Source organism: Mycobacterium sp. E3251 (assembly GCF_001666835.1).
Lineage (GTDB): Bacteria > Actinomycetota > Actinomycetes > Mycobacteriales > Mycobacteriaceae > Mycobacterium.
The window spans coordinates 1-12875 of the sequence record NZ_LZJF01000003.1; the positions used below are offsets into that span (position 1 = coordinate 1).

The following is a 12875-nucleotide window of genomic DNA, read 5'->3' on the forward strand; positions in this document are numbered from 1 at the left end:
GGTCGCGACCGGGCCGGGATGAACGGTGTTGACCCGGATGCTCGACGGCCCGAGCTCGTTCGCGAGGGTGCGCGCCAGCCCCACCACCGCGTGCTTACTCGCGGTGTACGCCGCGGAATTCGGCGTCCCGCGAAGACCGTTGGTCGAACTGATGATCACGATGGCGCGCACCCTCGCGAACGAGCTCGGGCCGTCGAGCATCCGGGTCAACACCGTTCATCCCGGGCCGGTCGCGACCCCGATGATCCTCAACGAGGGAACGATTCGACGCTTACGCCCGGATCTGGAGAACCCGACCGCCGCGGACGCCGCGGAAGTGCTGCGGGCGCGCAACCTGCTGCCGGTGCCGTGGGTGGAGCCCGTCGACGTCGCCAATGTGGCGGTGTTCCTGGCCTCCGAGGAGGCCCGCTACATCACGGGCACCCAGCTCGTCGTCGACGCCGGGCTGACGCAGAAGGCGACATGAGCGGCGCACCGGCGTATGAAGCGCTCACCCAGTCCGTTCGCCGGCTGATCGACGCCACCATCCGCACCGAGGCCGGCGCCGGTACCGTTGCGGCGGCCAAGAAGCACATCGATTGCGCGATAGAGCAATTGAGCGAAAGCCTGATGCCGGGCTCGTTCGGTGTTCGCCATCCGTCCGACGACCAACCCGTGGCTTCCGGCAACGTCATGATCGGCGTACGCAACCCGCTCGCGCCTCCGCTGGTCATTCACCGCGACGCCGGTGGTGCCGTGTGGACCGAGATCACCCTCGGCGCCGCCTACGAAGGGCCTCCGGGACATGTCCATGGCGGAGTGTGCGCGTTGGTCCTCGACCACGTCCTGGGGGCGACCGCGCACGAACCCGGTCGACCGGCCTACACCGGCACGCTCACGCTGCGCTATGTCCGGGGGACCCCGTTAGGTCTGGTGCGGGCAGAAGCGTGGGTCGAGCGCGTCGACGGTGTGAAGACCTTCGCGAAGGGACAGATCACCGATAGCCAAGGACTCACGGTCGGCGCGGAAGGCGTGTTCATCAAGCCGCGCGGTGCCGGCGACTGATGGCCTCACGGGCTATCGGTGACGGCCTCCGCCGAAATCCGATGCTGGTATCGGTCCACCAACTTCAGTGCGCGGGCGGCCTTGGCGGGAGCCGCGAGGACCGCGGTATGCGGCGCCCGGGATGCGTTGTGCCGCGGTGCTGATGGGGTGGACTGTGCGGGCTCGTCGAGCTCGGAATCATCGGTGAGCGGTGGCTCTTCGCTCCGGCGGCCCGGCCGCAACCGGTTCGCGGCGGCCACGGCGAGGACGGCGGCCGTGGCGGTGCCCAGCCCCTGCGCCCAGCCCAGGGGGCCGACCGGCGTGCACCCCAGGAGTTGGCTGATCCCCGGGGTGCTGATCATCGCGGTGAATGCCGCGAAGGACCCGGCGGCGGTGAGCAGCACCAGGGGCGCGTGCGAGTCGACCACGGTCTGGCCCAGCTCGACCGCGACCAACGAGATCAGCGCGACGGTGGAGGCCCGCGCCGGTAGCCCGGTGACCGAGGCCATCGCCCAGGCGGTCGTGGCGGCGGTGGCGGTGAGCGCTCCGCGTGCGGCCACCGTCCGGCGTAGCGCGCGTTCGTCGATGCCGCGCCCGACGCGTTCCACCCGCCCCGCCGGGGCGCTGACGGCGACCGCGGTCGCGGGCAACGCGTCGGTGAGCATGTTGATCAGCAGCAACTGCCGGGTGTTCAGCGGCGAGGTCCCGGTGAGCGCAGTGCCGATGACCGAGAAAATCACCTCGCCGGCGTTGCCGCCGAGCAGGCCCGCGACGGCCGCCTGGACGCCGCGCCACAGTCGGCGTCCCTCGTCGATGGCGGCCACCAGCGTCTCGATGCGTCCGTCGGTCAGGACCAGGTCGGCGGTCGTGTGGGCGGAGTCGCTGCCGCGGGCGACCACACCGACGCCGACGCTTGCCGCCCGGATCGCGGCGGCGTCGTTGGCGCCGTCGCCGACCATGGCGCACACCCGCCCGGTGCGCTCGAGCGTCTGGACGACCTGCACCTTGTTCTCCGGTGACATCCGGGCGAAGATCAACCGCTCGGAGACCGCCCGCTGCTGATCGTGGCGTGACAGCGCGTTCCATTCCGACCCGGTGATCACCTGGTCGGCGTTCACCGACACCCCGAGTTCGCGGGCGATCGCGGTCGCGGTGACGGGGTGGTCGCCGGTGATCAGCCGGATGGCCACGCCCCGCTGGGCGAGGCCCGCCAGCAACTGCGGCGCCTGAGGGCGCGGGGTGTCCGAGAGGCCCAGGAACCCGGTGAGCGTCAATCCCGTCTCGCACAGTCCGGTGATGCGGTCGGGGTCTTTTCGCAACGCTCGCGCCTGTGCCGCGCTCAGGCGGCGCTGGGCCACCGCGATGGTCCGCAGCCCCGCCGTCGTGAGGGCCGCGACAGCGTCGTCCACGTCCCGGCCCGCCTCCCGGCACGCCGCCAGGACCACTTCCGGGGCGCCTTTGACGGACAATTGCGTGCCCGTCACCGAGGCCGAGAACGCCCTGCCGGACCGGAACGGCAGGTGCGCGTCGGGCTCGGGTCGTGGACCGGATCCGGCTGCCGCGTCCGCCGCCTTGACGATGGCTTCGTCGGTGGCGTGGACGTGCGGATTGCCGTCGTCGGCCGGCGCGGCCTGGGCCGCGCACCGCAGGACGTCGTCGTGGGAATGTCCCTCCGCCGGGCGCACCTCGGCGACGCGGAGACGGTTCTCGCTCAGCGTTCCGGTCTTGTCGAAGCAGACCACCTCGACGCGACCCAGCGCCTCGGCCGCGCGCGGCACCCGCACCAGCGCCCCGCATTCGCCCAGCCGCTGGGCCGACGCGGATTGGGCGAGCGTGGCCATCAGGGGCATGCCCTCCGGAACGGCCGCCACGGCGACGGCGATGGCGCTGCCGAGGGCTTGGCGCAGGCCGCCGGCGCGCAGCAGGCCGAGCGCTCCGACCAGGACGCCGCCGCCCGCGCTGAACGGGAACGCGCGGCTCATCAGCTGGCTGAGTTGATGGTGCAGGCCGACGGTCGGCAGCTCGCCGGACGCCAGTTCGGCCGCGCGTCGGCTCTGGGTATCGGCCCCGACGGCGGTGACCAGCGCGACCGCGGTGCCGGCCACCACGGTGGTGCCGGCGTAGATCATGCAGCGGCGCTCGGCCAGTTCGGCCCCGGGCGTGGCCTCGACCTGCTTCTGGACCGACAGGGATTCACCGGTCAGCGATGATTCGTCGACCTCAAGGTCGTGCGACTCGATCACCCGAGCGTCGGCGGGCACCACCTCGTCGCTGCGTACTTCGATCAGGTCGCCGGGCCGCAGCTGCTCGATGACGACTTCTCGGTAGCCGCGCGCGCCGTCGGGCCCCTGGGTGAGGACGCGGGCCGGCGGGGTCTGCTGTGCGAGCAGGCGGTTCAGCCGATTCTCGGCCCGAAGCTGTTGGGCCGTCGACAGCAGCGCGTTCCCGGTCAGCACGGTGCCGACCAGTACCGCGTCGGTCGGTGACCCCAGCACCGCGGTGGCCGCCGAGCACAACCCGAGGATCGGCGTCAACGGGTCACCGGTCAGCTCGGCGACGGCGGCCCTGGCGAACTCCCACGCCGCGGCGGGCAACCGTGTGCTGTCTCGTTCGGAATCCGTTGCGGCGGAGGGCTCGTCGGGGTCACGCAGCGCGGCCAGCAGTTCACCGACCCGCTCTGCCGACATCGCGTGCCACTCGAACGCCGGGGCCGGCCGGGGGACGGGTGTGCGAATTGTGCCGAGCGCCAACAGGTATCCCGACAGCAGCCCCGCGACGGCACCGATGGTCACCGGGCCGGGGCCGCGCAACCTGCGCACCCCGGGCACCATGAACAACGCGCCCAGCGTCGATGCGCCCACCGAGATGGCGATGCTCTGCTGGCTCGCCCTCCTGGCCGCCGGTAACGCGTGCAGCACGCGCCACGCCCCGGCCAGGTCGTCGAGCATCAGGTCGGCGGTCCAGGGCGGCGGGGCGTCCGGGTCCGGCCTGATGCCCAGCGCCACGTCGGCCCCGGAAAGGGCTTGCGCGCCAAAGGATGAAAGAACCGCGACGGTGTGCCCATCCCGTTGCAGCACGGACACCGCATCGGCGAGCGCGCCGTCGACGTCGCCGGCGTCGACCGGGTGGACGTCGTCGAACGCGGGGCGCAGGTCACCGAGCAGGTCGGTGTCAACGGACACCAGGCGCACGCCAGAGTCGCGCGCGCGGGCGATCAGCGCCGACGCCAGAGGGTGCGGGGCCGGGGCGATGAGCGCCTCGACCGCATCGCCGCCAACTGCGTTGTCCTGGGATGTGGAGGGAATCGAGTGCCAGCCGGGGAGCGGGCCTTCGTCGAGCAGCTCCTGTGCGTGGGCCCAGGCCGCCGGCATGTCATCGTCGCGGGCGCCGCGGACGCTGACCACCCGCATCTGAGCGCCACACAGCACGCGCGGATCGATCAGCAGGGCATCGACCTTGTCGAGTCGGCGCAGACTTTCCGGCCGCAGCACCAGCACCGCGTGACGGTCTGCCAGGCCGCGGCCGAGCGTGGCTGCGAACGCCTCGTGCGTCGTGCGCATCGCCTTCGGCGAGGCCGCCAGCGCGGCGTTCGACGCCATGGTGACGTTGCGGGTGAGGGCCCCGGTCAGGCCGACGCCGATCATCTGCACCCACGCCACGCGGTTCCCATGACGTTCGATCGGGCCGGCCGGTGCGGGAACCGGGCGCGGTGAACCGTGCGCCTCCGAGGAGTCGGCATGCCGGGCCAATTCCGGCTCATAACGGGCCCACGCCCTTGCCGCGGCGCGGCTTTCGGCGGCCTTGAAAGCGTGCATCGCCACGTCGACCGAGAGCTTCGCCGGCGACAGCGTGACGACATGCGCGGCGGTGCCGAACATCGATAACGCGGTATCCGTTGCGCCGGGGCCGATTCCGCCCTCGAGCAAGCGACGCAGCCACGGTTGATGATTCGCGATCGCGGACGCCGCCTCGACGGCGATCGGCGCCGCCGGCAACCGCAACGCGCGCCCCGCAACCGCGACCGCGAACCCGGCGGCGTTGACGGCCACCATCGCGCCGCGGGTGGCCAACAACAGGCCGTCGCCGGGGAGGCTGCCGCCGCGCGTGGAATCGGCTGCACCGTAACCTTTTTCAACATTGTCGAGCGCGGAGCAGAGCGCATTGAGGGACGCTTCGCCGTCGTCGACCTCGACAACCACGCGCGACAGCGGACGGTTCAGGCTGACCCTCGTGACGCCTGGTTGGGCCCGCAGCGCGTCGACGGCGGCGCGGCCGCGTTCCGCCCCGCCCGTGCCGTCGAGGCCGCGCACCTCGATCCACAGGCGGCCGTCGCCGTGCCCGCATCGCCGGGTCAGGGTGGAACGGGACACCTCGCCGGAGAGCACCTGTGCGCCCACCCGGACCGGCAGCGCGACAACATCGAGACCGGCGGTGGCCAACCGGCCGACGGCGTCGCCGAGCCCCGCAGACATCACCCGCAGCGCCGAAAGCTGTCGCACGCGCAACCCCTTTCACGCACATGACGAATGGTGGCTTCGCGGTTTTCCCGCGAGGGAGGCCGCCGACGACGCTGGCCGCGACCGCAAACCCGACCAACCTAACCCGAGGTCAAGGGCCCAGCAACTTGAGAACGGCGCACGTAAAGAACATGTAAAAAGTGATCGCGGCTGTTAGGGGCCCTCGATCAAAATCTTCGGGTCGGCTGATTCATGGATTGAGCAAACCCAAATGGGCCGTTGTGGTTATGGCCCGCCCGGGTCGAACCCGGTCAGCCCTCGAAGCGCAGGCCGGCCGTCCTAACGTGTGGGGATCGATAATGGTCCGCTGCCGCGATTCCGACGATGAGGAGCAATCATGAGCGACATCGACGAGCTGTCCGCGCGGCTGCGCCGGCTCGAGGACGAGCGCGATATCGCGCGGCTGATCGCCTCATACGGTCCGGCGGTCGACGCCGGGGATGCCGATGCGGCGGCGCGGTTGTGGGCACACGACGGAATCTACGACGTCGACGGCTGGCGCATGGAGGGCCGGGCGGACGTGCACGCCATGGTGAGCTCGTCGGCCCACCAGAACCTGGTGGCCAAGGGCTGCGGCCATTTCCTCGGGCCCTGCGTCGTCACGGTCACCGGCGACTCGGCGGTGGCGGTGTGTGAGTCCTTGGTGCTGGTTCGCGACGGTGACGGATATCGCGTATGGCGTTGCGCCGCAAATCATTTCACGCTGCAGCGGATAGACGGTCAATGGCGGATCGGCGTGCGCACCACCCGTGTCCTGAACGGCAATCCCGCCGCCCACGCGCTGCTCACCGCGGGCCTGACGGGGCTGGCCGAGCCCGACGGCGATCGCTAGCCCCGGGACAGGAACGCCAGCACCGTGCTCTCGAAGGCCTCGCGGGCCTCGATCATCGCCCAGTGCCCGGAGTTGGGGAAGATGTGCAGCTCCGCATTGGGGATGGTGCGCATCGGGATGAGCGCCATGTCGGGCGGGCTCACCCGGTCGTCGCGTCCCCACGTCAGCAGGGTCGGCGCGGTCAGTTTGTGCATGACGGCCCAGGGCAGCGGGCGGTCGGAGGCGGCCATCGCCGCGTTCATGGCGGAGAAGGCCGCCTTCCCGTACATCCGGCGCGCGGCGGCCAACGTGTCCGGGTCGGTGGCGAGCCCCCAGCGTTCCTCGACGAGTTCCTCGGTGATCAGCGCCTGGTCGTAGACCATCGACTTGAGCCAGTCCACCAGCCGCTGGCGCGTGGGGTCCTCAACGAACTCCTGCAGCAGCCGGATGCCCTCGCTGGGGCTGGGGCTGAAGATGTTGGTCCCGATGCCGCCGATGGTCACCAACCGGCCGACGCGGTCGGGGTTATGGGTGGCGAAGTTGATGCCGACGCCGCCACCCATCGAGTTCCCGACGATGTGCACCCGCTGGACAGCGAGCGCTTCCAGGAACGGGGAGACGGTGCCGAACGCGGTGACCATCGGGTGGCCGCCGAAATCGTCACTGACGCCGAACCCGGGAAACTCCAGGATCAGGCAGCGGAACCGCTCGGCGAAAGCGGGCAGGATGCCGCGGAAGTTGCGCCACCCCGTGACGCCCGGTCCCGACCCGTGCAGGAACAGCAACACCGGAGCGGATTCCGGGCCGCAGTCGTAGTAGCGCAAAGCGCCCTTGGGAGTGCTGATTTCGCGCAGGTCCTGCTGCGTAACGGTGTTTGCCACGGGTGCCACCTTGCCATGCCGTGGCGGTCAGCTCTGCTGGTGGCTCGATTCGCTGCAATTCAGCAGCTCTTTGAGCGCCGCCGGAAACGTGTCGGCGAGGTCCCAGAGATCGCCAACCAGGTCGGGGCAGGAGATGAGGCCGACGCCGAGCCGGCCGTTGAGGGACATGACGGTGATGTTGAGGCCCGCGCCGGCGATGATCGGGCCGAGCGGATACATGGCGTCGACCCGGCAGCCCATGAAGTAGAGCTGTTCCTGCGGCCCGGGCACGTTGGACAGCACCAGGTTGTGCGGCGGCTTGTCGGGCAACGGGATACGGGGCAGCAGCTTCATCGCCGCGCCGAACATGGTCTGGCCTGCCACCTGCGTCCAGTCCTGCAGCAGGCTGGACCCCATGGCGGCGGCGTGGTCCTTGGCCGCCGCGTTGCGCTCCGCGATGCTGGTCAGCCGCTCGGCCGGATCGTCGATGTGGGTTTCGAGGCGGCAGAGCATCCAGGTGGTCTGGTTGCGGCCCGGCCGGTCGGATTTGCCTCGCACCGAAACCGGCACGCTGGCCACCATCGGGCTGTCCGATAGTTCGTTGCGGTCCAGGAAGAACTGTCGCAGTGCCCCGGCGCACAGCGCCGTCACCACGTCGTTGATGGTGACTCCAAACCTGTTTTTGACCTTCTTGACGTCCTCGAGGTCAAGCGACGTGAACGCGACGTTGCGGCGCCGGGTGAACGGACCGTTGAACGCCGTGGGCGGTGCGGCGAATGGGGCGGCCATCGTGTGGCCGCCGCCGCGGGCGCGGAGAATCGTCTGCGCCAATGTCAGGGCGGTTGCCGGCACCACTTTGGCCAGGCGCCAGGGCCGCAGCCCGGCCCCGATGAGGCCGGATGCCGCGATCTGAAGGGGATGTGCCGCGCCCGCCCGGGCGGCGGGTTCCGGGGGCGGAGCGTCCGGCTCGGTGCTGCACAACTGGGCCAACAGGTTCGCTCCGCCGATCCCGTCGACGACGGCGTGGTGGGCCTTCAGGACGACCGACAGCGCGCCGCCCTGCAGACCCTCGATCACCCACATCTCCCACAGCGGCCTATCGCGATCCAGCGCCAGCCCGGCGACGTGTCCGCAGATCTCCGCTAACTCCCGGGATCCCCCCGGCGCCGGGAGGGCAACCCGATGCAGGTGCCGCGCCAGGTCGAAACGGTCGTCGTCCACCCACACCGGGTGGTCGAAGTTCAGCTGGTTGTCGGCCAGCTTGAGACGGAATTCGGGCACCGCGTCCACCCGCGCTGACAGCGCCTCGCGAAATTGGCCGAAGGTGTAGCCGCCCGGCATGTCACCGGGGTCCAACTCCAGCACGCAGCAAACATTCAACGGCTGCGTCGGCGATTCCAGGTACAGAAAGAACGCGTCTAATCCACTGAGTCGCTGCATTTTCGCTCGTCTCGATTGTGCGGCCATGACCGCTGGTCACGTGACCTGCGGTCAGCCCCGGGCCCAACGGGGGAACGCAATCACGGTTGACGGCGATCTCTAGGTCTAGTTTCTATCTGTAGCCGTTGAGCGCCCAGCGGCAAACATTCGAGCGAGACATTTAACGAAATCGCCACCGACGTTCATCTCGGCGCTGGGCTCAGTCCTCGCGAGACCGCCCTGCCATGGTCGACCCGGGCGCCGCCCAGTCGGTCGACACCTTGCGATGCCTGATCAGCCAGGCATCACCGTCGGGCACCAGGGTGTCGCGATAACGACCGAAATGGTCGAGGCCGGCGTTGGTGTACACGGTGAAGTAGGACGAGACCTCCGCCCGATCGGCGTGGAGCGCGGTGAACAGCACGTTGGTGACGTTGTGGCGGACGACGGGCTTGACGCGGGCCCCGGCGGCGACGTTCCCGGTGATGCCACCGAGGAACGCGACGATCGCGGATCGGCCGCGCAGCGGCTCGACGCCGCGGATCTCGAGGACACCGTCTGCGCAGAAGGTCTCCGCGAGATCCTCGAGGCGGCCCGCGTCACCGGACCAGTTGTATCTGGCCAAAGTGTCGCGGATTCGCTCGCGGGCGACCAATTCCCACATCTGCACCGTCGTGACTCCTCGCCAGGAGCGCTCTCGCGCTGCGCATCGCCGGATCTTTGTGTTGGATGACTAGCGTAGGCAGGTGGCGAGCATGCAGGGGGCACTGATTACAACACGCGATCTCAAACGTGTCGTCGGCGCGGACATCGAACTTGAGGTGACGGCGCCGACGACCCTGGAATTCCAGGTCACCGTGGCCCGGCAGCCGGGTATCGACGTGACCGAATCGCTGGCGATCACGTTGGACGGCAAGCCAATTGAGCCGCGCGAGATCGTCGGTGAGCACGGCACCCGGATCCATTCCATTGAGGCGGAAGGCGGGATCGTCGCGCTTTCGTACTCGGCAACGGTGGCCGGACAAGCTGAGCCCCCGCCGGTCCGCGACGTCGACTTGATCACCTATCTGCGCCCGAGCCGGTATGCAGAGGCCGACAAGTTCTTCGGTTTCGCCGCCACAGAATTCCAGCAATATGCGACCTCGGAGACGCTGCTCGAGAGGGTCTCGTCGTGGGTGGGCACGCGGCTGAATTACGTTCCCGGCTCCAGCGATCCGATCGATGGCGCCACCGACACGTTGCTGGCGGGCGCCGGTGTATGCCGTGACTACGCCCATCTGGTGATCGCATTGCTGCGCGCGCTGAACGTCCCCGCCCGGCTCGTGGCGGTTTACGCCCCGGGATGTCAGCCGATGGATTTCCACGCGGTGGCCGAGGCGTTCGTCGACGGCGCCTGGCGCGTGGTGGACGCGACGTGCCTGTCGCCGCGGCAGTCGATGGTGCGGATCGCCACCGGTCGTGATGCCGCCGACACGGCGTTCCTGGACAACCACAAGGGGGCCATCACGTTGAACAACGCGACCGTCACCGCGGTGGTGGACGGAGAGCTGCCCAAGGATTCGGTCGATCAGCTGGTGACCCTGTGGTAGCGGCTCCGAGAAGTCACCTCACGATGTAAGGCCGGAAGCCTTGGGGGACGGCGGGTACCACGCCGTTCAGGTCGAAGACGGCGATCAGGGCCCGCAGCAGGGCGGGGGACCAGTCCTCGAACGGTTGCGCGTCCAGTCGGCTGAGGACTTCATCGCGCAGATGATCGATGCCCGACGGGTGCCGTGGGTCGCTCAACGAGCCAGCTCCCTTCCCGAAGACCTACTGCGTCGACGCTAGGGCCGCGGCGTCGCGCTTGTACAGCTGACTGGTCAAACTCAAATGTGTTTCAAGGGACGCCTACGCTCGGTCAACCCGGCCGGGCGTCCAGAGCGGGATCGCCACTTCCGCGACGGCTGGTAGCGGAATACAGTGGGGGGGTGACGACGGGCGAAGACGGCAGGCATCTGCGCACCTGCCCCCTGTGTGAAGCCATGTGCGGCTTGGAGATTCAGGTCGACGGCGGCAGGGTCACCAGCATCCGGGGAAATCGCGACGACGTGTGGAGCCGCGGACACATCTGCCCCAAGGGTGTCTCACTTGCGGCGCTCCACGACGACCCGGACCGCATCCGCCGACCCATGATCAAGGTCGACGGCCAGTGGCAGGAGGTCAGCTGGGACGCGGCGTTCCGCCGGTGCACCGAATTGCTGACGCCGGTGATCGAGAAGTATGGAATCGGCGCGGTCACCGCCTATACCGGCAACCCACTGGCGCACTCGTTCTCACTGGCCCGCTATGCGGGTGTGCTGATGGGCATGTCCGGCATGCCGATCACGTATTCGCCGGGGACGGTCGACCAGTGGCCCAAGAACCTGTCGTCGCACCTGATGTATGGCCTCTGGTGGAACTTCCCGGTGCCCGACATCGAACGCACCGACCTGATGGTGATCATGGGCGCCAACCCCGCCGCGTCGCAGGGGTCATTGCTGGCCGCTCCCGACGTGATGGGTCTGATCGAGGCGATCCGCGAGCGAGGCAAGGTGATCGTGATCGACCCGGTGCGCACACAGACGGCAGCGCGCGCCGACGAGTGGCTTCCCATCGTGCCCGGCACCGACGCCGCGCTGCTATTGGCCGTGGCGCACACGCTGTTTGACGAAGATCTCATCCGGCCCGGACCGCACGTGGACGGTGTCGACACCATGCGCCGGGTCGCCGCGGATTGGCCGCCGGAGCGTGTCAGCGCGGTCACGGGCATCGACGAGGACCGCATCCGGCTCTTGGCCCGCGAACTCGCCGGGACCGAGAAGTCGGTGGTGTACGGCCGAATCGGGTTGTGCAATCAAGAATTTGGGAGCCTAGCCAGCTGGCTGGTCGACGTCATCAACATCTTGACCGGTCATTTCGACGTTCCCGGGGGAGCGATGTTCCCCAAGCCGGCGGCGTGGTCGATCACCACGCAGCCGCTGCCCGGCCTGGAGGGTGGCCTCCCGGAGTTCGGCCGCTGGCATACCCGCGTGCGTGGGGCGAAGGAAGTGCTCGGCCAGGCGCCGGTGTCCTGCATGGCCGAGGAGATCGCCACCCCGGGCGAGGGGCAGCTCAAGGCCCTGATCACCGTCGCCGGCAACCCGGTGTTGTCCACCCCCGGCGGCGACAAGCTTGACGAAGTCCTGCCCATGCTGGAAGCGATGATCTCCGTTGACCTCTGGCTCAACGAGACGACGCGGCACGCCGACGTGATCCTGCCCGGGCTGTCCCCACTCGAGCAGCCGCACCACGACGATCTCATCCTGCTGTTCGCGATCCACAGCATCGCCAATTACTCGCCGCCCGTGTTCGATCCCGGAGACCGCCCGCACGAATGGGAGATCCTGATCCGGCTGACCGGCCTGTGCACCGGCACGCCGGCCGAAGATGTCGACGTCGCCGCGATCGACGACGGGTTCTTCGATTACCTGGCCTTCACCCAGGGCCTCGACGGGGCGGAGATCCGCAAGCGCTACGACCACGGTGGGCCCGAGCGGATGCTGGACCTCACGCTGCGAACCGGACCGTTCGGGGACCAGTACGGGAAAAGCCCGGGCGGGCTCACGCTGGACCTACTGAAGGCCAACCCGAACGGCATCGACTTCGGCCCGATGGTGCCGCAGCTGCCCGACATCCTGGGCACCCCCGACAAGAAGATTCGGCTCGCCCCGCAGTACCTGCTCGACGACCTGCCCAGGCTGGCCGCCCGGATGGAGCGGCCGGCCGAGCCGCTCGTTCTGGTGAGCCGCCGACACCTGCGCTCGAACAACACCTGGCTGCACAACGTGCCCGCGCTGATGAAGGGAAAGGACCGGTGCACGTTGCTGATTCACCCCGATGATGCGGCCCGCTGCGCCATCGAGGACGGCGATGTCGTCACCGTGAAATCGGCCGCCGGAGAAATCAAAGTGCCGGTCGAGGTCACCGACGCGATCAAACCCGGTGTGGTGTCGATGCCGCACGGGTGGGGACATGGCAAACCGGGCACCCGCATGGCGGTGGCCAACAACTCGCCGGGCGCCAACACGAATGTGCTTTCGCCGCCGACGTTTATCGACGAACCGTCCGGCAACGGCGCACTCAACGGCATCCCGGTGACGATCATCGACGATCAAGCCCGATTCCGGTCCGCGCAGACAATCTAGTCGCACTGCCGCCGGCCCCCTCTCGGTTGGTTAACGCTAAGCG

The 12875-nt window shown here is 69.1% G+C and carries 10 protein-coding genes and 1 pseudogene; 5 read left to right on the plus strand and 6 right to left on the minus strand.

Going from position 1 to position 12875, the window contains the following annotated elements:
- On the minus strand, positions 1-201 hold a 201-nt coding region (locus tag A5697_RS00025), incomplete at its 3' end, for an SDR family oxidoreductase (RefSeq protein ID WP_369806021.1).
- Between A5697_RS00025 and A5697_RS00030 the strand changes: the two are divergent.
- Together A5697_RS00030 and A5697_RS00035 are read left to right on the plus strand one after the other, a co-directional pair.
- Positions 152-466 (plus strand): annotated as a pseudogene (locus A5697_RS00030) (SDR family oxidoreductase); the annotation flags it as partial. The gene A5697_RS00025 and the pseudogene A5697_RS00030 sit on opposite strands and share 50 nt — an antisense overlap.
- Positions 463-1044, plus strand: a complete 582-nt coding sequence (locus tag A5697_RS00035) for a PaaI family thioesterase (protein ID WP_068006875.1) — start codon at positions 463-465, stop codon at positions 1042-1044. The pseudogene A5697_RS00030 and the gene A5697_RS00035, both read left to right, overlap by 4 nt.
- A gap of 5 nt (positions 1045-1049) precedes the next feature.
- Here the strand turns inward: A5697_RS00035 and A5697_RS00040 are convergent, their stop codons facing one another.
- Positions 1050-5495, minus strand: coding sequence for a cation-translocating P-type ATPase (locus A5697_RS00040; RefSeq protein WP_082953167.1), 4446 nt, complete (start codon positions 5493-5495; stop codon positions 1050-1052).
- A gap of 382 nt (positions 5496-5877) precedes the next feature.
- Between A5697_RS00040 and A5697_RS00045 the strand changes: the two genes are divergently transcribed.
- On the plus strand, positions 5878-6372 hold the full coding sequence (locus tag A5697_RS00045; RefSeq protein WP_067949322.1) for a nuclear transport factor 2 family protein: 495 nt from the start codon (positions 5878-5880) through the stop codon (positions 6370-6372).
- Here the strand turns inward: A5697_RS00045 and A5697_RS00050 are convergent.
- The 3 genes from A5697_RS00050 to A5697_RS00060 form a co-directional block, all read right to left on the minus strand.
- Entirely contained in the window at positions 6369-7232 is an 864-nt protein-coding gene (locus A5697_RS00050) for an alpha/beta fold hydrolase (protein ID WP_067949320.1), read from the minus strand. The genes A5697_RS00045 and A5697_RS00050 overlap by 4 nt on opposite strands.
- Before the next feature lie 27 nt (positions 7233-7259).
- On the minus strand, positions 7260-8651 hold the full coding sequence (locus A5697_RS00055) for a wax ester/triacylglycerol synthase family O-acyltransferase (RefSeq protein ID WP_067949318.1): 1392 nt from the start codon (positions 8649-8651) through the stop codon (positions 7260-7262).
- A gap of 199 nt (positions 8652-8850) precedes the next feature.
- Positions 8851-9300 carry a nuclear transport factor 2 family protein gene (locus tag A5697_RS00060; RefSeq protein ID WP_067949315.1) on the minus strand — a complete coding sequence of 150 codons (450 nt, stop codon included), beginning with the start codon at positions 9298-9300 and terminating at the stop codon, positions 8851-8853.
- A gap of 85 nt (positions 9301-9385) precedes the next feature.
- Between A5697_RS00060 and A5697_RS00065 the strand changes: the two genes are divergently transcribed.
- Positions 9386-10219, plus strand: a complete 834-nt coding sequence (locus tag A5697_RS00065; RefSeq protein ID WP_067949355.1) for a transglutaminase family protein — start codon at positions 9386-9388, stop codon at positions 10217-10219.
- A gap of 13 nt (positions 10220-10232) precedes the next feature.
- Here A5697_RS00065 and A5697_RS00070 read toward each other — a convergent pair whose 3' ends face one another.
- On the minus strand, positions 10233-10415 hold the full coding sequence (locus A5697_RS00070; protein ID WP_067949313.1) for a hypothetical protein: 183 nt from the start codon (positions 10413-10415) through the stop codon (positions 10233-10235).
- A gap of 182 nt (positions 10416-10597) precedes the next feature.
- Between A5697_RS00070 and A5697_RS00075 the strand changes: the two genes are divergently transcribed.
- Positions 10598-12832, plus strand: coding sequence for a molybdopterin-dependent oxidoreductase (locus A5697_RS00075; protein ID WP_082953165.1), 2235 nt, complete (start codon positions 10598-10600; stop codon positions 12830-12832).
- Positions 12833-12875: the final 43 nt, after the last annotated feature.

Coding starts and splice junctions, on each gene's coding strand:
- A5697_RS00035 (WP_068006875.1), top strand. CDS start 463: ATGAGCGGCGCACCGGCGTATGAAGCGCTCACCCAGTCCGTTCGCCGG.
- A5697_RS00040 (WP_082953167.1), bottom strand. CDS start 5,495: ATGTCTGCGGGGCTCGGCGACGCCGTCGGCCGGTTGGCCACCGCCGGT.
- A5697_RS00045 (WP_067949322.1), top strand. CDS start 5,878: ATGAGCGACATCGACGAGCTGTCCGCGCGGCTGCGCCGGCTCGAGGAC.
- A5697_RS00055 (WP_067949318.1), bottom strand. CDS start 8,651: ATGCAGCGACTCAGTGGATTAGACGCGTTCTTTCTGTACCTGGAATCG.
- A5697_RS00065 (WP_067949355.1), top strand. CDS start 9,386: ATGCAGGGGGCACTGATTACAACACGCGATCTCAAACGTGTCGTCGGC.